Annotated in this window: 20 protein-coding genes and 2 pseudogenes; 7 read left to right on the forward strand and 15 right to left on the reverse strand. The window is 65.6% G+C overall.

What is annotated here, in order from left to right; translation table 11 throughout:
* Positions 1-462: 462 nt before the first annotated feature.
* Positions 463-1,485, reverse strand: a complete 1,023-nt coding sequence (locus QRN11_RS18845) for an acetylxylan esterase (protein ID WP_285314034.1) — start codon at positions 1,483-1,485, stop codon at positions 463-465.
* A gap of 161 nt (positions 1,486-1,646) precedes the next feature.
* Here QRN11_RS18845 and QRN11_RS18850 point away from each other — a divergent pair, with 161 nt between their 5' ends.
* Both QRN11_RS18850 and QRN11_RS18855 read left to right on the forward strand, forming a co-directional pair.
* Complete coding sequence (locus QRN11_RS18850; protein ID WP_285314035.1) at positions 1,647-2,378, forward strand: FadR/GntR family transcriptional regulator; 732 nt, start codon at positions 1,647-1,649, stop codon at positions 2,376-2,378.
* A gap of 135 nt (positions 2,379-2,513) precedes the next feature.
* The gene (locus QRN11_RS18855; protein WP_285314047.1) at positions 2,514-3,275 is read left to right on the forward strand and encodes a glucosamine-6-phosphate deaminase; all 762 of its coding nucleotides are present in this window, start codon (positions 2,514-2,516) and stop codon (positions 3,273-3,275) included.
* Between the two features lie 44 nt (positions 3,276-3,319).
* On the opposite strand, the gene QRN11_RS18860 is transcribed toward QRN11_RS18855, so the two are convergent.
* The 8 genes and pseudogenes from QRN11_RS18860 to QRN11_RS18895 form a co-directional block, all read right to left on the reverse strand.
* Positions 3,320-4,561, reverse strand: coding sequence for an N-acetylglucosamine-6-phosphate deacetylase (locus tag QRN11_RS18860; protein ID WP_285314036.1), 1,242 nt, complete (start codon positions 4,559-4,561; stop codon positions 3,320-3,322).
* Positions 4,558-5,241, reverse strand: a complete 684-nt coding sequence (locus tag QRN11_RS18865) for an N-acetylmannosamine-6-phosphate 2-epimerase (protein WP_285314037.1) — start codon at positions 5,239-5,241, stop codon at positions 4,558-4,560. Before QRN11_RS18865 ends, QRN11_RS18860 begins: the two co-directional genes overlap by 4 nt.
* A gap of 2 nt (positions 5,242-5,243) precedes the next feature.
* Positions 5,244-6,203, reverse strand: coding sequence for an ROK family protein (locus tag QRN11_RS18870; protein WP_285314038.1), 960 nt, complete (start codon positions 6,201-6,203; stop codon positions 5,244-5,246).
* Positions 6,204-6,221: 18 nt separating this feature from the next.
* Positions 6,222-7,139 carry a dihydrodipicolinate synthase family protein gene (locus QRN11_RS18875; RefSeq protein ID WP_285314039.1) on the reverse strand — a complete coding sequence of 306 codons (918 nt, stop codon included), beginning with the start codon at positions 7,137-7,139 and terminating at the stop codon, positions 6,222-6,224.
* Between the two features lie 44 nt (positions 7,140-7,183).
* Complete coding sequence (locus QRN11_RS18880) at positions 7,184-7,990, reverse strand: ATP-binding cassette domain-containing protein (protein WP_285314040.1); 807 nt, start codon at positions 7,988-7,990, stop codon at positions 7,184-7,186.
* A pseudogene (locus QRN11_RS18885) lies at positions 7,987-10,098 on the reverse strand (dipeptide/oligopeptide/nickel ABC transporter permease/ATP-binding protein). The gene QRN11_RS18880 and the pseudogene QRN11_RS18885 overlap by 4 nt, the downstream one beginning before the upstream one ends.
* 3 nt (positions 10,099-10,101) lie before the next feature.
* Positions 10,102-11,058: an ABC transporter permease gene (locus tag QRN11_RS18890; protein ID WP_142058374.1), complete on the reverse strand. Its 957-nt coding sequence runs from the start codon at positions 11,056-11,058 to the stop codon at positions 10,102-10,104.
* A gap of 18 nt (positions 11,059-11,076) precedes the next feature.
* Positions 11,077-12,720 (reverse strand): ABC transporter substrate-binding protein, encoded by a 1,644-nt coding sequence (locus tag QRN11_RS18895; protein WP_091418595.1) that lies wholly within the window; start codon positions 12,718-12,720, stop codon positions 11,077-11,079.
* 199 nt (positions 12,721-12,919) lie between these two features.
* Here QRN11_RS18895 and QRN11_RS18900 point away from each other — a divergent pair, with 199 nt between their 5' ends.
* Positions 12,920-13,813 (forward strand): DUF4862 family protein, encoded by an 894-nt coding sequence (locus tag QRN11_RS18900; RefSeq protein WP_285314041.1) that lies wholly within the window; start codon positions 12,920-12,922, stop codon positions 13,811-13,813.
* 73 nt (positions 13,814-13,886) lie between these two features.
* Here QRN11_RS18900 and QRN11_RS18905 read toward each other — a convergent pair whose 3' ends face one another.
* Both QRN11_RS18905 and QRN11_RS18910 read right to left on the reverse strand, forming a co-directional pair.
* Positions 13,887-15,311, reverse strand: coding sequence for a sialidase family protein (locus QRN11_RS18905; protein ID WP_285314042.1), 1,425 nt, complete (start codon positions 15,309-15,311; stop codon positions 13,887-13,889).
* Positions 15,312-15,651: 340 nt separating this feature from the next.
* On the reverse strand, positions 15,652-16,404 hold the full coding sequence (locus tag QRN11_RS18910) for a TetR/AcrR family transcriptional regulator C-terminal domain-containing protein (RefSeq protein ID WP_502935053.1): 753 nt from the start codon (positions 16,402-16,404) through the stop codon (positions 15,652-15,654).
* A gap of 138 nt (positions 16,405-16,542) precedes the next feature.
* On the opposite strand from QRN11_RS18910, the gene QRN11_RS18915 reads away from it, so the two are divergent.
* Positions 16,543-17,928 (forward strand): flavin monoamine oxidase family protein, encoded by a 1,386-nt coding sequence (locus QRN11_RS18915; RefSeq protein ID WP_285314043.1) that lies wholly within the window; start codon positions 16,543-16,545, stop codon positions 17,926-17,928.
* 105 nt (positions 17,929-18,033) lie between these two features.
* A complete protein-coding gene (locus tag QRN11_RS18920; RefSeq protein ID WP_091424756.1) occupies positions 18,034-18,513 on the forward strand; it encodes a pyridoxamine 5'-phosphate oxidase family protein in 480 nt (159 codons plus the stop codon).
* Between the two features lie 5 nt (positions 18,514-18,518).
* Here QRN11_RS18920 and QRN11_RS18925 read toward each other — a convergent pair whose 3' ends face one another.
* Both QRN11_RS18925 and QRN11_RS18930 read right to left on the reverse strand, forming a co-directional pair.
* Positions 18,519-19,118, reverse strand: a complete 600-nt coding sequence (locus QRN11_RS18925; RefSeq protein WP_285314044.1) for a DUF6919 domain-containing protein — start codon at positions 19,116-19,118, stop codon at positions 18,519-18,521.
* A gap of 72 nt (positions 19,119-19,190) precedes the next feature.
* Positions 19,191-19,790: a hypothetical protein gene (locus QRN11_RS18930; protein WP_285314045.1), complete on the reverse strand. Its 600-nt coding sequence runs from the start codon at positions 19,788-19,790 to the stop codon at positions 19,191-19,193.
* A gap of 156 nt (positions 19,791-19,946) precedes the next feature.
* Between QRN11_RS18930 and QRN11_RS18935 the strand changes: the two genes are divergently transcribed.
* A complete protein-coding gene (locus tag QRN11_RS18935) occupies positions 19,947-20,327 on the forward strand; it encodes a VOC family protein (RefSeq protein WP_091424746.1) in 381 nt (126 codons plus the stop codon).
* A gap of 13 nt (positions 20,328-20,340) precedes the next feature.
* On the opposite strand, the gene QRN11_RS18940 is transcribed toward QRN11_RS18935, so the two are convergent.
* Positions 20,341-20,736, reverse strand: coding sequence for a DUF5997 family protein (locus QRN11_RS18940; RefSeq protein WP_091424743.1), 396 nt, complete (start codon positions 20,734-20,736; stop codon positions 20,341-20,343).
* Here QRN11_RS18940 and QRN11_RS18945 point away from each other — a divergent pair.
* A complete protein-coding gene (locus tag QRN11_RS18945) occupies positions 20,699-21,535 on the forward strand; it encodes a LysR family substrate-binding domain-containing protein (RefSeq protein WP_285314046.1) in 837 nt (278 codons plus the stop codon). The genes QRN11_RS18940 and QRN11_RS18945 overlap by 38 nt on opposite strands.
* A gap of 94 nt (positions 21,536-21,629) precedes the next feature.
* On the opposite strand, the pseudogene QRN11_RS22670 reads toward QRN11_RS18945, so the two are convergent.
* Positions 21,630-21,802: pseudogene (locus tag QRN11_RS22670) on the reverse strand (DUF3618 domain-containing protein); the annotation flags it as partial.

The raw sequence follows: 21,802 nt of genomic DNA on the forward strand, positions 1-21,802 counted from the left end.
CGGAACTCCGAGGGAGAGGGTATGAATGATTCATCTGATGAGATACGCAGAGTACAGCTTGACGTAACGCCGGTTATCGGCTCTTTATATCGGTAGTGGAAGAGGCTTGGAAGCTGCGCTTTCACGGCGAATTCAAAGTTTTCCAGCCGAAATCTGCGCGTACCTTACGCGATAACTGATGCCGTGATGCCGAGGTGCTGCAGTCACGCCACACAGGACATTCCTGCCTTTAGTGCATAATACTCAGGGATGACCCGCTTGGGACCATGTCCCCCTGCCGGGGCCATCCACTGATAGCCGGCGTTCTGTCAGGTTGGCCCTGGGTCTCTTCGTTTGTAGTCACGGTGAGTTCTGGCAGATCACGTCTGGTGCGAGGCCAGGGCAAACGCACTCACACTTCTACCTCTTAGCATTCCGCCACCCCCGCCACCGCCGCCGCAGCTGCGGCTGGGGTTTGAAGCGCTAACGGGCGAGGTGTCCCTGAAGGTACTCAAGCTGACGGACCCAGTGGTGTTCCTGTCCTCCCTCATGGCCGTTGAAATGGTAGATCTCAATGGACTTGGCGGGCCCTTGTCCCGACTGACGCGGGCTTCCGGTTCCGTAGCTGTTGTAGGACGCGAAGACGGTGGACGGCGGGCAGACGTCGTCGAGCAGGGCGACGGAAAACAGCGCCGGAGCCGTCGCCCTTCGAGCAAGGTGGACGCCGTCGAAGTAGTTCAGAACCTCTAACGCGTGCTCGTGGCGGTCCCGGTGCCGGGAGAGAAAAGCTGCGATTTCGGGATAAGGGCCCCGTTGTGCCAGATTGATTGCCCGGGGAAAGTCCTGAAGGAAGGGTACGTCCGCCAGGGCAGCTCGAATTCCGTCCAGTCTCCCGGCAGCAAGCCCAGCGGCTGCGAGGGCCAGGCCTCCACCCTGGCTTATCCCGGCAAGGACCACGTTGTCTGCGTCCACCTGAGGGAAGCTTTGGACGGTCTCGATCGCCCGGAACGCGTCCACATACAGCCTGCGGTAGTAGTAGTCCTCCTTCGCGGCCAGGCCGCGTGTCATGAGCCCCGGGTGTGCCACGCCTCCCGCTGAGGGGTGCGGATCTGGAGTGTCGCCAGTGATCCCGCCGTAGCCTTGGCCTCGGGTGTCCATGATGAAGTGCGCGTAGCCCGCCTGGGCCCATTTCGTGTCCTCTTGGACCAGGCCACGGCCGCCGGAATATCCGATGTACTGCACCACGGCTGGCAGGCGGTGGCCGGGGGACCGGTGTGCTGGAAGGTGGAGCCAGCCCCGGATCCGGGCTCCGCCGTAACCCGCAAAGGAAACGTCGTAGCTGTCAATGAGTGGCAGAAGGTTTTCGACGGGAGTGTAGGCCGGTGCAAGCGGGATGGAAGTGACTTCGGCCAAAGTTGCTTCCCAAAACGCATCAAAATCGTGAGGCTCTTTTGCCACCGACGTGTAGTTGCGCAACTCTTGCAGTGGCATGTCAACGCTAGGCATTCTCGTTCTCCATCATCTGGTGCTCGCGTGATCCCCCACCCAGCCCTGCGGGTTGTAGGATTCTCGAAATTACTGAACAGAAAGAAGACAGAGGACGTCCCATCTCCTGTATCATGAGTTTAGACGAATTGCCGCTCCCGAGTGCGGCTGAAGGAGATGACGTGACAGTAGCACCCGCTTCGGTGTCGCCGGCAAGGTTCAGCGCCCAAATACGTTCCCAGGCCCTGCAAACACGGATCATGGAACTCATCCTGGAGCGAGGCCTGGATGTTGGTGATGCCCTTCCCACTGAGAGTGAGCTCTCCGCGGAACTTGGAGTGGGGCGGAACACTGTCCGGGAATCCCTAAAGGTGCTTCAGGCCCTTGGCGTCATTGAGATCCGGCACGGGTTCGGCATGTTTGTCGCTCCGAACAACTTCAGCGCACTGGTGTCCGGGCTGACGTTCCGGGGCAGGCTTTCGCTCCGGCACAAAGGCGAGGAAGCGATGGAGCTTATCGACGTCCGGCAGGCTTTGGAATCGGGCCTTATTGGCTCGGCCATCGACCTCCTCACGGAGGATCATTTGGCTGATCTGCGTGCCACGATGGAAGCGATGCAGGACGCCGCCGGTAAGGGTGAACTCCTTGTTCAACACGATGCGGAATTTCACCGCCGTCTCTATGCGCCCCTGAACAACGAACTGCTCATTAACCTGATGGACGTGTTCTGGCAGGTCTACCGCCAGATCCATGAGGCCTTGGGCTCAGGGCCGGTCAACCTTGAAGAACAGGTCCAGATGCACTGGGACATCTACGAGGCAGTGGCGAACAGGGACAAGGCTTTGGCTTCCGAGCGCCTGCAGCGCCACTTTGACGGCATCCGCCGCAAGCTAAAAGACGTCGCGTCAGCCTAACGCGCGCAGCCGAGGACCGGGACGAGGCACCGTACCCCGGCCGGATCGTCACTTAAAGCCCCCGCCTCCGTGCGTCCAGATGACCACCGGAGCAAGCGGTGAGGCACCCATCTTATGAGAGAGCGCCCTTTTGCCATGGAGATTTTTGTTGTGCCCGATGCCTCGGGTACCGGAGCTGTTGCCGCCGGGATTCTTGCCGCCGTCATCCGAAGCAAGCCGGACGCTGTCCTTGGGGTCGCTACGGGCAGCTCCCCACTGCCCGTCTACGCGGCGCTGGCCGAGCACCAGCTGGACATGTCCCGCGTCCAGGCGTTCGCCCTCGATGAGTACGTGGGCCTGGCTGCCGGGCACCCGCAAAGCTACGCCGAAGTGGTCCGCAGTGAAGTGACCGAACGCCTGGGATTGGACCCGGCCCTTGTTTCAGTTCCCGACGGCGTCGCCGAAGATCCTCACCACGCGGCAGCCCTGTACGACGCCGCCATCCGCGCCGCCGGGGGCGTGGACGTACAGATTCTGGGGATAGGCCACAACGGACACATCGCCTTCAATGAACCGGGCTCCGGGCTCGATTCCCGGACCCGGGTTGAACTTCTGGCCGAGCGGACCCGCCAGGCCAATGCGCGCTACTTCCGGTCTATTGACGACGTGCCGACCCAGTGCATCACCCAGGGCCTCGGTACGATTCGCGAGGCCAGGCACCTGCTGATGGTGGTCAACGGCGCGGATAAGGCTGGAATTCTAGCGGCCGCGCTGCAGGGCCGGGTGTCACCTGAGTGTCCCGCTTCCGTCCTCCAGTTGCACCCGCACGTGACAGTAGTGGCAGATGAAGCGGCAGCGGCCCTCCTTGGTGCCAAGCTCGGGCAAGTGGGCGTCCGGGTCGCAACGCCGAGCGCCTGAACCACCGTCTGAACCGAGAGCCTCAAATAGCGGGAGCCGTGGTCCTAGGACGCAGCCGTGATGGGCGCGGCCGGCCGGAGGAGTGGCAGGCCGCGACGGAACACCCTGATCGGGCGGAAATCGGGGTCCACCGCCAGGATGTCCGCCCTTAACCCTGAGCGAAGGCTTCCTACCTCTTGCTGGAGGCCAAGGATCCCTGCCGGAACCGCCGTGGCTGACAAGACCGCGCTTGCCGCGTCCACCCCGGCCTCGACCGTCCGCCGTACAACGTCCAGCAGCGTCGCCGTTCCGCCCGCGAGGGCACCATCGCTTCGCAGCCTGGCCTCGCCGTCGCTAACGCGCACCCCTTGCGGGCCAAGGTCGTAGTCGCCGTCCGGCAGTCCCGTCGCGGCCATCGAGTCGGTCACCAGAATGACGTTGTCCCCGCCAACGAGCGCGAAGACCATTCGGACGGTGTCCGGGTGCAGGTGGACGCCGTCGGCAACAAGCTCCACCGCAATCGTGCCCGCTGCTGCAAGTCGCAGACAGGTCGCTACGGGCCCGGGATCGCGGTGATGCAGCGGCGGCATGCCGTTAAACAGGTGGGTGACCGTGGGCCGGGTGGTGCTGCCCTGCGCGGAGGCGAGCAGGGTCGCTGCCTGGGTGAGGGAGGCCGCCGTCGTTGGGGCATCGGCGTTGGTGTGTCCCAGGGACGGGGTCACGCCGAGGTCAACCATCGCCTGCACCAAAGCTGCGGCGCCGGGCAGTTCGGGAGCATAGGTCATGGTGCGCAGGTGCCCGCCCGAGCATTCAATGAGGTCCCGAAGCAGATGCAGGTCGGGTTCGAGGAGGAACCGGGGATCCTGGGCGCCGCACCGTGCGTGGGAAAGGAACGGTCCTTCGGCATGGATGCCTGCGATCAGCCCCTCCTCAGAAAGGGGCCGCAGGGTTTCGGCGCCGCGCAGCAGGTCCTTGCGGGAAGCCGTCACCAGGCTCGCCAGAAGTGTGGTGGTGCCGCTGGCGTGGAGGAAGTCCACCGCGGAGCGGGCTGACGGTAGATGCCCGCCGGGGAAGTCCCCGCCTGCCGCCCCATGGCAGTGCAGGTCCACCAGGCCGGGCAGGAGCAGGGTTCCTGGCGGCAGTCCCACTTCCTTCAGCCCTGGAAGGGAGCGGGTATCGAAGCCTGTCCTGGGGCCGGCGTACGTTATGCGTTCACCGGAAACGGCAACCACCGCGTCCTCAACGACAGTTCCGTCGGTGACGATGGTGCCGGGCAGCAGGAAGGCGGGCCGCATCCGGGTGGTCATTTCAGGGCGTCCGCAAACCAGCCCGTGATGGTGGCCGGGTGCGTGATGGCAGTTCCCACCACCACGGCGAAGGCCCCGGCATCAAGTGCCTGCCTCGCCTGGGCAGGGGTGTGCAGCCGGCCCTCCGCGATAAGGGGCACTCCAAATCCGGCCGCCGCGATCTGTTCCAGCAGTTCAAGGTCGGGGCCCTGGGTTTTGGGGCGTTCGCCGGAGTAGCCGGCAAGTGTGGTGCCGATCAGGTCTGCGCCGGCTTCGACGGCGGCCGCTGCGTCCTGGAGGGACCCGCAGTCGGCCATGACCAGCGCATGGGATCCGGTGTGGATTCCGGTAATTGTCTGCGCGAGGGTCAGGTTGTCCGGGCGTGCGCGCCGGGTGCCGTCGACGGCCACGATGTGGGCGCCGGCGTTCGCTACCGCGAGGGCATGCCGAAGGGTGGGGGTGATGAAGACGCCGTCGCGCCCGTCCTTCCAGAGCCCGATGACTGGGACCTCAACGGCGGCCCGGGTGTGTTGGACGTCCGCCAGGCCCTGTACACGGACTGCTGCGGCGCCGCCGGCGACTGCTGACGCGGCGAATTGGGCGGTGGTGCGGGGATCGCGCATGGGCTCGCCGGGATAGGCCTGGCAGGAGACGATGAGCCTGCCCCGCAAGGATTCAAGCCGGTCGGGGGACAGGATCATGGTCAGTTCCTTTGGAAAGTGAGCGAATCGGTGAACACCAGCTTCGCTGCGCCAATGATGGCTGCAGCGTTGCCCAGCGAGGCGGGCAGCACGGGAATTTTTGCCAGGGCCGGGAGGAGTTCGGCCCGGACGGCCCGTTCCATCGGCCGCCACCACGGTGCTCCTGCATCCGAGAGCCCGCCTGAGACGACGACGACTTCCGGGTCCAGGATGTTGGCCAGCCCGCCCACGGCCTGCCCGGCCGCAGCGGCGGCGCCGCCGATGGTTTTGATGGCGATGGCATCACCATGCGCGGCGAGGGCGAAGACCCCGCGGGCATCCGGTGAACCGGCCTTCCCACCCAGCCGCCGGTAGGCTTCGGCGATGGCAGGTCCGGAGGCGAGGGCTTCAACATGGCCTGCTCCGCCGCAGACACAGGGCAGTGGCTGGCCGTCCTGGTAGGCGTAGGGGGAGGCGAAGTGGCCGACGTGTCCGCCCACGTAGCGATGCCCCAGGACCGGTGTGCCGTCAAGAACGTAACTGCCGCCGACGCCGGTGCCGAAGGCCACCAGGAGTGAACTGGCGGTCCCTGCGGCGGCACCGGTCCAGGCCTCGCCAAGGGCGTGGGCGTGGACATCGTTCACCACCCGGATGGAGGCTTGCGGCAGGTGCAGCCGCGCTGCCAGGCCGGCGCTGATGGCAGTACCGGCCCACCCGAGGATCGCTTCGGTTGCTGAAACCACTTCGCCTTTATGGGCATCAATAGCACCGGCCGAACCGACGCCGACATGACCGACAATGATTCCAGCAGCAGCGGCGCGTCCAATGAGCCCCGCGACCAGGCTGGCAGTGGCGTCGAGGATTGCCTCACCGCCATCACGGTTAAGGGTGGGAATGGTCTCGGAAAACAGCACTTCACCCGTGCCTGAGACCACCCCGGCAGCAGTTTTAGTGCCGCCGAGGTCAACACCAACGGCGTACATCAGCTTCGGGACCCGTCCCTAGACCAGGCTGTTGCGTTCGAGGATGACCTTGATCGCAGTGGTTTCCTCTTCGTTCAGCGCGGGCATCGGGTTGCTCATGGTGTTGGATTCGATGATGCCCATGATCTGCAGGGCGGTCTTGAAGGCGCCCAGGCCCGCTGCCCCGCCGGAGACGCGCCCGTTGGGGGTGTAGACGATCTCGAAGAGGTCGGCCAGCCGGTCCTGCTCGGCGGCGGCTTTAGCCCAGTCGCCGGCAACGGCGGCGTCGACGAGGTTGCGATAGCCGCGGGGATCCACGTTGCCAAGGCCGGGCACGACGCCCTGCGCGCCGCCCAGTAGGGCTCCGTCAACCACCACTTCGTGGCCGGTGAAGATGTCGAAGTTGTCGATCTCCCGGGCTGCGAGCAGGAGCTGGCGGAAGGAGACGTCGTCACCGGAGGAGTCCTTGACGCCGGCGATGACGCCGTCGCGGCCCAGCCGGACCAGCAGGTCCGTGGGGAGCTTGAAGTGGGTACGGACGGGGACGTCGTAGGCGAAGATCGGCGTGTCGACGGCGGCGTGGATGCTGCGGAAGTGGGTTTCTGTTTCGTCTGCGTTGCCGATGGCGTAATACATGGAGGTAACCACGATGGCGTCGGCCCCGAGGTCGATGACGCGTTTGGCTTCCTCAATGACGCGGTTGGTCGTTTGCTCGTTGGCCCCCACGATCAGGGGCACGGCCCCTGCGTTGGCCGCGGCGATGGTGCTGACCACGAGTTCGCGCTCGGCGTTGGTCATGTACGGCACCTCGGCGGAGGAGCCCAGCACGAAAAGTCCGGAGACGCCGCCGTCGAGCAGGTGCTTGGTGAGGTTCTGCAAAGAGGCGGTGTCGATGCTGCCGTCAGCATGGCGGGGAGTGACGACGGGCGGGATGACGCCGGAGAACTGGGAAGACACGGAAAAACTCCAATGGGTGGGTTGTAAAGGTGAGGTGTGGGGATCTAGGTGTGCAGCAGGCTGGGGGCTGCTCCGAGGAGCTTCTTGGTGTAGTCGTTCCGGGGGTTGTCGAAGACCTGGGCGGCCGGCCCTTCCTCGACGATTTCGCCGAAGTACATGACGCAGATCCGGTCGGAGACATAGCGGACAGTCTGGATGTCGTGGGAGATGAAGACCATGCCCAGGTTCAGCTGGGTCTTCAGGTCCGAGAGCAGGTTCAGGACCTGCGCCCGGACCGAGACGTCCAGGGCCGACGTCGGTTCGTCGGCGACGATGATGTCCGGGTCCAGTGCCAGGGCCCTGGCGATGGCTACCCGCTGGCGCTGTCCACCTGAAACCTGCGACGGCGTGACTTCAGCCGCGGAGGCAGGCAGGCCTACCAGCGCGAGGAGTTCTTTGACCTTGGCCGCACGGGACGCGGCGTTGCCGATTCCGTGTATTTGGAGGGGGTCGGTGAGGATGTCCTGGATGGTCATACGCGGGTTCAGGGCCGTGGCGGGGTCCTGGAATACTACCGATACGGCGCGGCCGAATTCCTTGCGCATGGCAGCGTTCCGTTTGATGGCGGGTTTGCCGTGGAAGAGGACCTGCCCGGATGTCGGCGTTTGGAGGCCCACCAGGACGGAGGCCAGGGTTGACTTGCCGCAGCCGGACTCTCCCACGATGCCCACGGTTTCGCCGCGGCTGATGCTGAAGTCCACGCCGTTAACGGCTTTGACGATGTTGGGGCGGAACAGGCCGCCGGTCCGTGCCCGGTGGTGGACCTTGACGTCCTTGAGTTCGATAACCGGTTTGCCGGTGGAAATGCTCACTTTGCATCCTCCTTCCGGTGGCTGGCCCAGTAGTGGTCAGAGTCCCCGCCCACGGCGGTGAGGACCAACTGCTGGTTCGGATCGGCGTCCCGGCGCAGGGAACGGGGTGCGAAGCGGTCACCGGGGGCAAAATCCTGCGGCGAGGGCACGGTGCCGGGGATCTGGTGCAGGCGGGCGGCGTCGGCTTCGATGGAGAGAACGGCGCCCAGGAGCCCGCGGGTGTATTCGTGCCTGGGGTTCTGCAGCAGCTCGGACGCCTGGGCGGATTCGACCACCTGCCCGGCGTACATCACGGTGATGCGATGGGCCAGGGAAGCGACCAGGGCCAGGTCGTGGCTGACGAACACCATGGCGAAGCCCAGCTGTTCACGGAGCTCGTTGAGCAGGTCCACCACCTGTTTCTGGACGGTGACGTCCAGGGCGGTGGTGGGCTCATCGGCGACCACGATCTTGGGGGAGCGGGAGAGCGCCATGGCGATCAGGACGCGCTGGCGTTGCCCGCCGGATAGCTCGTGCGGGTAACTGGCCAGGGTGCGCACCGGGTCCAGTTTGACCATTTCCAGCAGTTCGGCAGGGGTTTTGCGGCCGCCCCGCCGGGTCAGCTGGCTCATCTGGTCTTTGATTTTCATGGACGGGTTCAGTGAGCTGAGCGCGTCCTGGTAGACCATGGCGATCTGTTCGCCGCGGAGCCCCTGGTAGGCCTTGGGAGCGCTGTGGCTGGTGTGCGGGTCCAGCAGTTCCTTGCCGTCGAACTTGATGGAGCCGCTGATCCGCGCCGTTTTGGGCAGGAGTCCCATGACGGCGAGGGAGGTGATGGACTTGCCGCAGCCGGATTCGCCCACCAGGCCCATGGTTTCGCCCTCGCGGACACTGAAGGAGACGTTATCCACGATGGCGGTGTCACCGAACCTGCCGGGGAACCGGATGGAAAGGTTTGTCACCTCCAGGACGGTTCGGGCGTCTGCCGGGACCTGTGGCAGGCGGTCCGTCCGGGTGGCTTCGACAGCAGCCAGCAGTTCCAGCTCGCGGTCGAGCAGGAGGTGCGGGCTGGCGGCTGCCACCTTCACATCGGTGAGGACGGCTGACCTGTTGTAGATCTCCTCGTCGAGGATTCCTCCCGAAGCGGTACGGACGCCGTCGAGCTCATGCTCTTCCACGACGGACGGTTGGGCAACAGAGGTGGCAACCTCAGTGTCCACGGCCGCACCGGCAACAACGGCTGCCGAGCCGTCGTCGTCCTGCACCACTGGCGCCTTGCGCAGTTTGGGGTTCACCATGGCGTCGGTCAGGCCCTCGGCAAGGATGTTCAGTGCCAGCACGGTGAGCAGGATGGTGAGGCCGGCGAAGGTGGTGGCCCACCAGCCGCCGGACAGGACCAGGTTGCGGCCGTAGGAGATCACGTTGCCCCAGGACGGGGCGGGGTCCTGGACGCCTGCGCCCAGGAAAGACAGGGACGCTTCGAGGATGATGGCGTCAGCGACCATCACGGTGGCGAACACCAGCACCGGTGCGGCGGTGTTGCGGACGATGTGCTTGAGGAGGATGTAGAAGCGGCCGGCGCCGATGACGCGCTCCGCCCGGACGTAGTCCTCGCCCTACTGGGCCAGGACGTTGGCGCGGACAACCCGTGCGAGCTGGGGGGTGTAGATAATGGCGATGGCAATGATGATGGTGGGTACCGAGTTGCCGAACGCCGCGAGCAGGACCGCAGCCAGGGCGATGCCGGGGAATGCCATGAGGATGTCCATGATCCGCATGATCAGCTCGTTGACTGTTTTGCTGGAGGTGGCAGCGAGCGAACCCAGGAGCGCGCCGGCCAGCACGGCCAGTCCCACGGCGCCGAGTCCGATCAGCAGCGAGGACTGCGAACCGTAGAGCAGCCGGGAGAAGATGTCCCGGCCCAGGCGGTCGGTGCCAAAGAAGTGTTCGGCACCGGGGGCCGTGGCCGGAATGAAGGTCTCGAGCGGATCGTGCGGTGCCAGGACGGGGGCGAAGATGGCGGCGGCGGCGATCACCACGAGGAAGGCGAGGGCCAGGCGGGAACTCCAGGGCAGGGCCTTGAAGCGGAGTCCCGGGGCGCTCAGACGTTCAGCGAGTTTGCTGCGCATGGGTCACACGGTCCTGATTCGGGGGTTGATGAGCAGGTAGAGAAGGTCCACGGCGATATTCACCAGGACGAACGTGACGGAGATGGTGAGAACCACGCCCTGCACCAGGTTGACGTCCAGGTTGGTGATGCCGTTGAGGATCAGTTGGCCCATGCCGGGCAGGGCAAAGATCATTTCAATGACGACGGCGCCGCCCAGGAGGTAGCCGATCCGCAGTCCCAGCACGGTCACCGGGGTGACCAGTGCGTTGCGGAGCACGTTCTTGGAGACCACCTCGCGGTAGGGGACGCCGTTGCCGATGGCAGTGCGGACGTAGTCCCGGTCCAGCTCCTCCACCATGGAGGTGCGGACCACCCGGATGAGGGAAGCCGAGACCGGGATGCCCAGTGCCAGGGCGGGCAGCGCCATCGAGTTGAGCCAGCCGCCGAAGCCGGATTCGGGGGTGGCGATGCCGCCGGACGGGAAGAGCGGTGCCGGTCCCAGGGCGAACCACTGGATCAGCAGGATGCCCAGCCAGAACGACGGCGTTGCCACCGCGGCGATGGAGAATACACGGACCAGCTGGTCCTGCCACTTGTCCCGGTACAGGGCGCCGATGATGCCGAAGACCAGGGAGACCGCCACGGCGATGATGACGCCCAGGAAGGTCAGCTGCAGCGTTAGCGGAAAAGCCGAACCAATCATGCTCGCCACGGACTTGGCCGGGGGAGTGGTGACGCCGAGGTCGAACTGCAGGAGCCTGCCGAGGAAGCGGACGTACTGGAGCAGCAGTGGATCGTTCAGGCCGTTGGCCTGGCGGTACTGTTCCTTGGCTTCCTCGCTTGCCCCTTCGCCCAGGGCGCTGCTGGCCTGGTCGCCGGGCGCGGCCTGCAGGACGAGGAACACCAGCAGGGTGATGCCCAGGACCATCAGCGGCAGGGCCGCGAGCCTTCGGCCGAGCAGGCGCAATATCGTGGTCAATGTATTCTCCGGTTTGGGCTAGGCGGTGCGGCCCACACCAACGAAGGAAACTCCGGTGGTGGGAAGGGGCTTGAAGCCGCTGAGCTTTTTTGCATCCCAGGCGCTGGGAAGCTGGCGGTGGAACAGCGGGTAGAGCGGGACCTCATCGGAGACCAGGTCCACGATTTCGCCGGTGAGTTTCTTGGCGTCTTCCTTGGAGGCCTGGCCGGCCTTGGACATCAGGTTCACGAGCTGGGCGCGTTCGGGGGCATCGCCCCAGAAGGCACGGTTCTTCATCCAGGTATCGCCGGCGTAGAACCAGCTCAGCAGCAGGTCCGCGTCGTTGCCGAAAACTGAGGGGTCGCCGGGCGCTGCGACCACGGTGTAGTCACCCTTGGCAACGCGGTCCGTGTACAGGGCGCCGGACTGGAGGTTCTTCAGGGTGACCTTGACGCCCGGGATCTTGTTCCAGGATTCCAGCATCAGCGGTGCCACGTCCTTGACCCAGGCGGTGTCCGTGGTGAGCAGTTCGAATTCGAGGCTGGTGACGCCGGCTTCCTTGAGCAGTTCCTCGGCCTTCTTCGCGTCGTAGCCGTAGACGTTCTTGGCCTTGACGTAGTCCGGGTGGCCCTCCTGGAAGTAGGAACTGGCCGGTTTGGCGTTGCCGAAAAGTGCCTTCTTGATGATGGAGTCCTTGTCCAGGCCGTAGTGGAGGGCCTGGCGGACGAGCTTGTTGTTGAAGGGTGCTGCGTTGCAGTTGAACATCATGAAGAGCAGCCCGAAGGACTGGACGGATTCAACGGTGGCCTTGGACTTCAGGCCTTCCATGTCCAGGTAGGGGACGTCCTCGATGGCCTGGACGCGGCCGGACTGCATGGCGGTGACGCGGGCCGCGGCATCGGAGAGCAGCAGCCAGGTCATCCCCTTGGCCAGGGCGGGCATGGGGCCGTTGTAGGCCTGGTTGGCCTCGAAGACAATCTTGTCGTCCTTGGCCGCGGAGATGAGCTTGTAGGGTCCGGTGCCCACAGGCTTGGCGTCGAAGGACTTCAACTGCTCGGAGCCGGCGGGGAAGTTGGTGAGCGCCTTGGGGACGATCTTCACCACGGAAATACGGGGCCCAAAACCGGGGAACGCGTATTTGAGACTGAATTGCACGGTCTTGGCATCGAGTGCCTTGACCTCCTGGATGAACGGTATGAACTGCGAGAACAGCGACTTGTTGGCCGGATCCATCACGCGGGTGAAGGAGAACACCACGTCTTCGGCGGTTACCGGCGTGCCGTCGTGGAAGACCGCGCCGTCGCGGATGGCCACCTGGTAGGTGGTCTCGTTGACCATCTTGGGGTCGGCGGCGGCCAGGGCGTTGTACGGCTCCCGGGTTGCCGGATGGAGCTCGATCAGGCCCTCGAAGATGTGCAGGTTCGCTGCCATCGGAGTGGCCCCGGAGGAGGAGATGGGGTCGAAGCCGGTGGAGAGGGCGTAGGAGATTCCGGCCTCAATGGTGAGGTCCTTGTTGATCGGCGAGGTGTTGGTGGTGGCGCCCGTAGTTGTGGTGGCCGGCCCGCCGCAGGCAGCAAGGGTGGTGGTGAAGGCTGCGGCGACACCCATGGCGCCGGTCAGTTTAAGGAAGTTCCGGCGGCTGGCGTCTTTGACCAGCGGCAGGTTCTTGGAGGAGATGTTCATAAAAGCCTCGCCATTCCAGAAGGTTTATCGGATGTAGGACATCCGAGCTCGTGATAAAACTGTAAGTGCCATCACAGCCGGGGGTCAAGTGCCGGTGCATCACATGCCGCGGCTATTGACGAAAGCGCCCTCGCATTTCTTCCGGCGCCGCCTTCATGCGCCCGGTATCGCAGCCGGCCGTCTTCAAAGGAGTTCAACAATGTCCCTGATTGTGGGTGCGTATCCCGCCGTGCCGGAAGCGCCGCAGCAACAGCAGTTTTACGCAGGGCTCGGGCGCATCCCGTCCATCCGTGGCCTGGAACTCCCCTACGGGCAGTCCGGCGGCAGTCCCTGGCCCGCCGGCGCCCCCGAAGACTGGTCCGCGGTGGTGACCGCCATTCCCGGAACCATGCAGCGCCTCAACCAGGACAAGAGGTTCGGCCTTGCTTCCACCGACAGCCAGGGCCGGTCGAGGGCGCTGGACTTTGTGTCAGGACTGCGCGATTCCGTCCTTCAATTGGCGGGGGAGGGGCACCCTGTAGAGGCGGTGGAACTGCACTCCGCCCCGCACGGGAGCGCCTCCGCCAAGGCCCTCGAGGAGTCCTTCAAGGAACTGCTCGACTGGGATTGGGGCGGTACCCTTCTGCTGATCGAGCATTGCGATGCTCCCCGTCCGGGAAGCAAACCCGAGAAGGGATTCCTGACCTTCATGGAGGAAGTGGACGTTATCCGTTCCATCCGGGAGCAGGGGTGGGAACAAACCGGAATCGTTGTGAACTGGGCCCGGTCCGTCATTGAAACGCAGAACCCGGACACCGCGGTTGACCACCTGTGCCAGGCCCGGGAAGGCGGCGTCCTGGCCGGACTGATGTTCTCCGGCTGCTCACCCGCGGACACCGAGTTTGGGTACCCGTGGATCGACGCCCACCTTCCCGCCACTGAGGTGGCCGGAGCCCCGCCGAGCTCGCTGCTGAACGCCGGCGAAATCCAACGCTGCCTCCACGCCGCTGGCCCGGTTTCCCTGACCGGCTTCAAGATTGGGCTATCCCGGCACGGGCTCTCTGCCGAGGAGCGTGTCGCCCGGCTCCAGCAGATGTGCGGCCTGATCGAGTAGGAACTGGCGCCCGGCCTGCCAAGGCTCTGTCGCAGCAGCCGGTGGCAGCCCGTTTCGGCCATCCCTCGGCCATTTATGGTGAGGACGCGTCCTGGACGCTGACCGCTCCCGTGGCGACGTCGAAGCTGAAGACCCGGGACCATTGGTGGAAGGACCCGTTCTGCCTTGCCTCGACGGTGTAGGTGACGTCGAATAAGGTTCGCTCTGCGTCCTCTTCGGTAACTGTGTAGGCGGGCGTGAAGTAAAGGGTCTGCGCACCCGGGGAAAGGTCGGTTTCGGGGAAGGCGTCGGAGCCTGGGCCGGTAAGCCTTACCCCGGAAGCAGGATTGGTCCCGTCGTTCCGTGCCCGTCCGGTGAAGGCAATGATGTCCCCGGCTTTGTATCCTGGCCGGACTGGGTCGTAATTCAGGTCCTGGGCCTCGCGGGTGCCAAGGACCTGGACTTTGTCCGCTGAGTAGCCCTGGCCAATCTCCTTCCAGGTCCCGGCGCCCCAGCCGCTTCCGTCCGCGGCCAGGACATGGGACTCGCCGGCGTCCTGCCACACTTCGGGCAGGCCCGGCGTTATCGACCGGATCTCCATGTCAAAGGCAAGACCGTGCCCCGCCGGAGCCACCGGATGCGCCCCACCGTCACCTGCCGCCGGTGTCCGCACGGCAAGCTGATCGCTCAGCTGGCCAGCAGGGACGGAGGCAAAAACGATCTCCCGGTATCCCTGCCGCTCGTAAAGGACGCCAATGTTGCCGTCCGGCAGGCGCGTGGCGGTCGAATATGCGGAACTGTCCGGGCACAGGACCAGCTTCGCCGGCCACGTCGCCCCATTGTCGGGGGAGAGGCTCAGCACCGTGTTCCGCCGAAGATTGGTGTCGTGGTTGTTCGTGGCCAGGAGCCACGTATCTGTGGCAGGCGTGGCCAGCTGCGGGACGGAGGGCAGTCCGTCGAACCGGGCAAGGGAGCCGTTGTCGCCGGGGTCCGGCAGGTCCTCGACGGGAACCAGTGAGCTCCAGCTGTGCCCGCCGTCGTTCGAGAAGGCGGCGAGCCGCCGCGGAGTGGCACGGCTGTGCAGGAGCAGGCGCGCGTCAGCCAGCGCGGCCACTTTGTTCTCGTTGGGCGCGGCGCCGCCGGGCGCCGCATCAATAAGTTCTCCCAGGGTCCAGTTGTCCCCGTGGTCATGACTGTAGGCCGAAGCCGCCATGATCCTGCCGCCGCGGAGCACAACGAACTGCTGGACCAGGCGGCCCCGGTAGGGTCCCGTGTGGATCTGGATACCCTGCCCGGCGGCTGCGAAAATTCCGGTAATCTCCCGGGCGGCCGACCTGCTGCCCTTCAATTGGGCCGTGATCCGCCGGTGCTGCCAGGTCACGCCGTCGTCGTCGGAAAAGCTGAGGTCGCAGTGCTGGATGAAGTCGTCGTCCGGGTCCAGCCCGGTAGTTGATTCAAAGAAGCCGGCCCGTGTCCCCGCGGCGTGGAAGAGGAAGATCCGGCCCGTTTCTGCATCCACCAGCAGGCTTGGATCCCCGTAACCGTCCAACCCGGACCCAGTCCGCACCACTTGCTGCGCGCCCAGGTCTTCCCGTTGTCGAGGCTCCGGCGCACCAGCAGATCGATGGGGCTGGGCAGGTCGTCGAGGTTCGGCCGGCCATCGTACGCCGCCAACAGCGTACCCCGACCGGTAACCGCCAGGGCCGGGATGCGGTACTGCCGGTACCCTGCATATCCCCGGACGGCCAGGACCCGCTCAATAGAAGGGTCGGCGGCTGCAATCGAAGTGGGTACGTAGGATGTCACATCTTTAGTCTAGCCAGCTCTGGCTTTTGTGACGCCCACACCCGGCCGGTTCTCTACCCCCGCAGCGCGCCAAGCCCCGAGATCAGCGCCTCAAGCCCGAGCTCGAACGCCACGTCCGCCGGCCGCCCGGCCCTGCTGGAAGCGCTTCGGACAGCAGCCGTAAAGTGAGGCGTGGAGTCCGCCATGGACCCGGAATCGAAAATGTCCTCCGGCGCCGTGACGTCATAAGCGGAGCCGAAAATAAAGGACTCGAAGGCCACAATCGAGGAGACAACGCGCTCCTGCGGGAAGCCGGCGTCGAGGAACCCCTTGCTCACGGTCTCGTACATGGCCAGCGTCTGCGGCGCGTCGGTCACCGGGAGGACCGCAATAACGGGAATCAGCGGCGTGTGCGCGGCGAAAACGTTCCGATAGCTCCAGGCCCAGCTGCGCACCGCGTCCTCCCACGGCGCCGAGCCGAAATCGGACACGTCCACCAGCGACGTGAGGTGGTCCTCCACCAGGAGCAGTACGTCCCGTTTCGACGCCACATGGTTGTAAAGGGCCGACGGCGCCACGTCCAGTTCCTTGGCCAGGCCCGCCATGGTGAGGCCGTCGTAGCCCTTGCGGTTGATCAGCTCAAGCGCCGCCGTCGTGATTCCGGCCTTGTCCAGCAGTGCGGCGGAAGGCCGCCCGGCCCGCCTGCGGGCAGTGCCCCCGTTGCCGGCACCGCCTTTGCCGGCAGCCGCTCCATCACCGGCGGCTGCCACACTGGCGGCGCTCCCGTTCCCCGCGGTGCGTCCCTCTACGACTGGTACTGCCGGCATCACTGGCCTTTCTCTGGTGGTCACCTGCATTATTCCATCCGGCACTTCCGGTCCCGGCTCCAAACAGCTATAGTTCTAATAAATGAATGGCATTCATTTAGTGCTCCCCGTCACAGGAGGGAGCTCAGAGAGGACATCATGCTGAACCTGAACCGCGACGTCGTTGTCGTTGGAGCCGGGCCCTCCGGACTCACTGCAGCCCGTGAACTGAAAAAGGCCGGACTCACCGTTGCCGTGCTCGAGGCACGTGACCGCGTAGGCGGCCGCACCTGGACCGATACCGTCGACGGCGCCATGCTGGAAATCGGCGGCCAGTGGGTCTCGCCGGACCAGACCGTGCTCCTGGACCTCCTCCAGGAACTGAACCTGGAAACCTACCCGCGCTACCGCGAGGGCGAGTCCATGTACATCGGCAAGGACGGCATCCCGGTCCGCTACACCGGCGACACCTTCCCCGTGGATCCGGACACCGAGGCCGAGATGAACAAGCTCATCGCCCTTCTGGACGGACTGGCCGCAGAAATCGGCCCCACCGAACCCTGGGCGCATCCCAAGGCACGTGAGTTGGACACCATCTCCTTCCACCACTGGCTGCGGCAGCACTCCGCCAACGAGGAAGCCTGCAACAACATCGGCCTCTTCATCGCCGGCGGCATGCTCACCAAGCCCGCCCACGCCTTCTCCGCGCTCCAGGCGGTGCTGATGGCTGCGTCCGCCGGCTCCTTTACGCACCTCACGGATGAGGACTTCATCCTCGACCGCCGCGTGGTGGGCGGCATGCAGCAGGTCTCCCTGCTGATGGCACAGGAGCTGGGGGACGACGTCGTCCTTAACTCCCCGGTGCGCACCATCAACTGGGAGCCGGACGCCGACGGCGGCCACCGCGTCACCGTCGTCTCCGAGCAGGCCACCGTCAACGCCCGCTTCGTGATCATGGCCGTGCCGCCCAACCTTTACTCCCGTGTCTCGTTCAACCCGCCGCTGCCGCGCCGCCAGCACCAGATGCACCAGCACCAGTCCCTGGGCCTGGTCATCAAGGTCCATGCCGTCTACAGCCGGCCGTTCTGGCGGAACTCGGGCCTCTCCGGCACCTGCTTCGGCGCCGGATCCCTGGTCCAGGAGGTCTACGACAACACCAACTTCGGCGACACCCGCGGCACCCTGGTGGGCTTCATCTCCGATGAAAAGGCCGACGCCGTCTTCGAGCTGAGTGCCGACGAGCGCAAGCGCGCCGTCCTGGAATCCATCGCAGGCTTCCTTGGCGCCGAGGCGCTGGAGCCCGAGGTCTACTACGAGTCCGACTGGGGCTCGGAGGAATGGACCCGCGGAGCCTACGCGTCCAGCTACGACCTCGGCGGCCTCCACCGCTACGGCAAAGACCAGCACGCCCCCGTCGGGCCCATCTACTGGTCCTCCTCAGACCTCGCCGCAGAGGGCTACCAGCACGTGGACGGCGCCATCCGGATGGGCCGGCGCACGGCAGCCAGCATCCTTGAGGCAGCGAAGGTGGCAGTTCCCGCCTAACCGTCCGGGCCTAAGCAGGGGAGTGCGCCGGGTGGATTCTAAGCATGCTTACCAATAGGCTGGCCGGTGGGGAGCGTCCCCGCACGCAAACGAACGAGGTGAGACATGACTGACACCGGCATCAGCAAGGTAACGGACATCATCAACCATTCCCACATCGGAATGTTGACCACCATCAACGAGGACGGCGCGCTCGTCAGCCGGCCGCTGGCCGTCCAGGACGTGAAGGACGACGGCGACATGTGGTTCTTCACCGGGCTCGGCACCTCGCAGGTGGCCCATGTCCGGGCTGACCCGCGCGTGAACGTTTCGTTCGGGAAAAACACCGAGTGGGTCTCAGTGGCAGGCACCGCCGAAGTGGTGACCGACCGGGACAAAATCCGTGAAATGTGGAACCAAGCTGTGGAGGCGTGGTTCCCGGACGGCCCGGACACCCCTGAGGTGTGCCTGCTCCGCATCGACTCCGACTCCGCTGAGTACTGGACGAGCCCCGGCGGAACGGCCGCAACCGTGTTCCAGTGGGTGAAGTCCAAGGTCACCAACAGCCGGATGAGCGTGGGCGAAAGCGGCACCGTAGAGCTGTAAAAAACCTACTGACCGCTCAGGGCGCCGAGGACGGCGGGCAGCAGCACGTCGTCCCGGCCCCAGGCCGGGTCCAGGATTTCCACGTACCAGGAGTCGGCCAACAGCAGGGCCAGGGCATCGTTGGTTTCACCGGCCCAGTCCTGGATCTGTTCCTCGGTCACCGGGTTCTCGCTGGAGCCCAGGACGGTGACCACCTCGCCGCCATCCAGCGTCACCGGGATGGCGGCGTTGCTGGATTCCCCCGGAGCATGGGCCACAGTCACCAGCTCGGAGCGCGTGGACAGGGCAAGCAGCTCCGCGGCGCTTTCGGCACTGCAAAAGCCCGTGACGTACTGGCGCTGCGCAAGAGCACCGGTCCGCAACCCGGGCTGGGACTCCTTGGTGAACAGCCCGTTCCGGTTCAGTACGGCGAGCTCGACGGCGATAAGTGCCGTCTCGTCGTCGTACGTGGCAGTGAAGGTGGCGGGCTGGAACTCACTGTGGCCTTCCAGCCAGCGGGCCGTCAGTTCGCCGGCGGCCGCCAGGGTGGTGGCCTGGCGCCAGGCACCCCGGTCCTCCAGCCGCCTGCCGAACTGGTCGCGGTCTTCCGTTTCTTGAAGGTCCATCCTCGGATGCTACGGCGCTCCGCCGCCGGACTCCAGCGGCGGCGACACAGCACTTAACGCGCGCAACAGGCGTTAGTGCCCCTTGGCGGGGATCCCGGCCGCCTGTTCAGCTGCGGCCAGGGCGCGGCCAAAGCGTTCGACGGCGGGCGGGTACTCCTGGTGGCGCTCGGCCCGCAGCTGCTCGGCCTCCCGCATTGCCTTAATCACCGCTGCCGTGTGGGGCAGCCGCACATCGGTCATGGCAGGAAAATCGATGCAGTACGCCGGATCAAGCTCGTAGCGGCGCCAGCGCTCCAGCAGCATGCTGTGTTCAGCCTGCGCGGCCGTATAAAGGGGCAGGTACTCACGGCTCTGGCGCCGGGCAGAGAGCCGCGCGGCGATCCGGGGGCTGCCCCGGTAAGCCGCGATACCGGACGCCACAGCCGCCCCGGCAAGGAACAGCCCGGCCACCGGGGAAGACAACGTGGGGATCAGCAGCGCGGGCAGCGCCACGGCGGAGCCCAGGAAAAGGTCCCAGAATAACTGGTCGGAACGCTCAGGCTCCCGGCCCGCTTCGGCCAGCGACCGCCGTCGGACCTGGAAAACGGTGGCGGCCACACTCACCACCAGCACGGACCCGCACAGCAGAAGTACCCACGCCCCCTCGAATAGGGATTCTGCGATGGCTGCCACCTTGCACCTCCACGTCCGCACGCCCGGGCGTTACGCCGGGCTGGTCCTTCCATTGGATCGCCTTCCCAGGCCCTGGTCAATGCCGCACCGGCAGCGGCAGTTCTGCACCACGGGGAGTCTTCCCGGCCGCGCCACAAGCCACGTACGGTGGGAGCCATGAGACTCAAAATGTGCAGCATCCACGTCCAGGATCCCGCGGCCGCCCACACCTTCTACACGGAGACCCTGGGCTTCGAGACACTGATGGCCATGCCGGAGTACAACCTCTTCATCATCAAGGATCCCGGCGCGGACCAGGGCTCGGTGGGCCTGCTGCTGGAACCCAGCGACAACCCCATCGGCGCCACCTACATGAATGCCGTGCACGACGCCGGCCTGCCAGCCATCGTCTTCGGCGTCCCTGACGTGCGGGCGGAGTACGAGCGGTTGGTCAAGGCCGGTGTCACCTTCAAGAGCGAGCCGGCGGAGGATCCGTCCGGGATCAGCGCCGTGTTCGACGACGGCTGCGGGAACTACATCCAGCTGCACCAGGACTGACGTCCGGGCAGGGTCAGGCGCGGGCGCGCTTGGCTTCCTTCTTGGCAGCTTCTTCCTTCACGCGCTGGGCCTCGGCCCGGACGGCGGCGTGCGTGGCGCGCTCGGTGACCAGCCACTGCGGGGGAGCCTGCAGCAGCGCGGTGATCTCCGCCGTCGTCAACGCTTCTTCAACGCCGCCGCGTGCCAGCCCACTGATGGAGACGTTCAGCTTCTGCGCCACCACCGGGCGGGGGTGCGGGCCGTTGCGGCGCAGTTCGGCGAGCCATTCCGGCGGGTTGGCCTGGAGTTCGGCAAACTCCTCGCGGGTGATGGTGGATTCCTGGAACTCCTGCGGTGTTGCGGGCAGGTAGATGCCAAGTTTCTTGGCAACGGTGGCCGGCTTCATGGACTGGGAGTTTGCAGAGGTCATGCTTCAAGGGTATCCGGGCGGACGGTACTGTGAAGACGTGCCCACCGACAACACCCCCCAGCCAGACGCCGCTCCGACGGGCTCTGCCGATCCCGCCGTCGAGGAAGCTCCCCGCGTCCTCCGCATCGCCTACGTGGCGGGAGTGACGCCGGGCAAGTGGATCCGCCGCTGGGAGGAGCGGGTGCAGCACGTTCCGCTGGAGGCGTTTATGTCCGACGACGGCGCGCAGGTCCGGGTGCTGCGTGACGGTTCCGCGGACCTCAGCTTTGTCCGCCTGCCTGTGGAGCGCGAGGGCCTCAGCGTGATTCCGCTGTATGAGGAGCAGCCCGTGGTGGTGGCGCCGAAGGGTCACGAGATTTCCGTGTTCGAGGAAGTGGCGCTCGCCGACCTGGAACAGGAGAGCTTCCTGGACGTCGCAGCCCTTGGCGGCCCGGAGGCCGCTTTGCAGGTGGTGGCTACGGGGGCGGGACTGGCGATCCTGCCCATGTCCGTGGCCCGGCACTTCAACGTCAAGGACACGGTTGCCAGGCGGCTGACCGGCGCCCCCACTACGGAAATTGCTGTTGCCTGGCCCACCGATTCCACGGATGAAGTGATCGAGGAATTCATCGGGATTGTGCGCGGCCGGACCGCCCAAAGCTCCCGGCAGCCGTCCGCCCAGCCCGTGCAGGTGAAGAAGGAGCCCAAGCCGGACCGGCGGGGCACCGGAACCAAGAAGGCGCCGAAGGTTGCGCAGCGCTACGCGCCTAACCCGGACAAGGGCCGCGGCAAGGGCTCGCGGAAAAAGGGCAAGCGCTAGCGGAGGTCCCGCCAAAGAGCCGTAGACGCCGGAAGGCCGGCCCCTTGCGGAGCCGGCCTTCCTGAACCTGAAACGGGCCTACGTTGGATGGGCCCTACGTGTTCTGGACGTGGTCTTTGGCGTCGGTGGCGCGGTCTTTGACGTCGGTGACGGCGCCTTGGCCTTCGGCTTTGACGTTCTGGACGCCCTCGGTGGCGGTGGTTTTGACGTTTTCCATCGCTTCCTGGGCTGGTTCCTTGAGGTCCTGGACCATGTCCTTGGCGGCGT

Source organism: Pseudarthrobacter sp. fls2-241-R2A-168, assembly GCF_030209335.1.
In the GTDB taxonomy this organism is placed as follows: Bacteria; Actinomycetota; Actinomycetes; order Actinomycetales; family Micrococcaceae; genus Arthrobacter.

What these genes read in the sequence shown, in the direction of transcription:
- QRN11_RS18910 (WP_502935053.1), bottom strand. Translation starts at nt 16,404, where the DNA reads ATGCCGGCAGTACCAGTCGTAGAGGGACGCACCGCGGGGAACGGGAGC.
- QRN11_RS18935 (WP_091424746.1), top strand. Translation starts at nt 19,947, where the DNA reads ATGAGACTCAAAATGTGCAGCATCCACGTCCAGGATCCCGCGGCCGCC.
- QRN11_RS18925 (WP_285314044.1), bottom strand. Translation starts at nt 19,118, where the DNA reads ATGGACCTTCAAGAAACGGAAGACCGCGACCAGTTCGGCAGGCGGCTG.
- QRN11_RS18940 (WP_091424743.1), bottom strand. Translation starts at nt 20,736, where the DNA reads ATGACCTCTGCAAACTCCCAGTCCATGAAGCCGGCCACCGTTGCCAAG.
- QRN11_RS18870 (WP_285314038.1), bottom strand. Translation starts at nt 6,203, where the DNA reads ATGTACGCCGTTGGTGTTGACCTCGGCGGCACTAAAACTGCTGCCGGG.
- QRN11_RS18855 (WP_285314047.1), top strand. Translation starts at nt 2,514, where the DNA reads ATGGAGATTTTTGTTGTGCCCGATGCCTCGGGTACCGGAGCTGTTGCC.
- QRN11_RS18845 (WP_285314034.1), bottom strand. Translation starts at nt 1,485, where the DNA reads ATGCCTAGCGTTGACATGCCACTGCAAGAGTTGCGCAACTACACGTCG.
- QRN11_RS18895 (WP_091418595.1), bottom strand. Translation starts at nt 12,720, where the DNA reads ATGAACATCTCCTCCAAGAACCTGCCGCTGGTCAAAGACGCCAGCCGC.
- QRN11_RS18865 (WP_285314037.1), bottom strand. Translation starts at nt 5,241, where the DNA reads ATGATCCTGTCCCCCGACCGGCTTGAATCCTTGCGGGGCAGGCTCATC.
- QRN11_RS18915 (WP_285314043.1), top strand. Translation starts at nt 16,543, where the DNA reads ATGCTGAACCTGAACCGCGACGTCGTTGTCGTTGGAGCCGGGCCCTCC.
- QRN11_RS18900 (WP_285314041.1), top strand. Translation starts at nt 12,920, where the DNA reads ATGTCCCTGATTGTGGGTGCGTATCCCGCCGTGCCGGAAGCGCCGCAG.
- QRN11_RS18860 (WP_285314036.1), bottom strand. Translation starts at nt 4,561, where the DNA reads ATGACCACCCGGATGCGGCCCGCCTTCCTGCTGCCCGGCACCATCGTC.
- QRN11_RS18920 (WP_091424756.1), top strand. Translation starts at nt 18,034, where the DNA reads ATGACTGACACCGGCATCAGCAAGGTAACGGACATCATCAACCATTCC.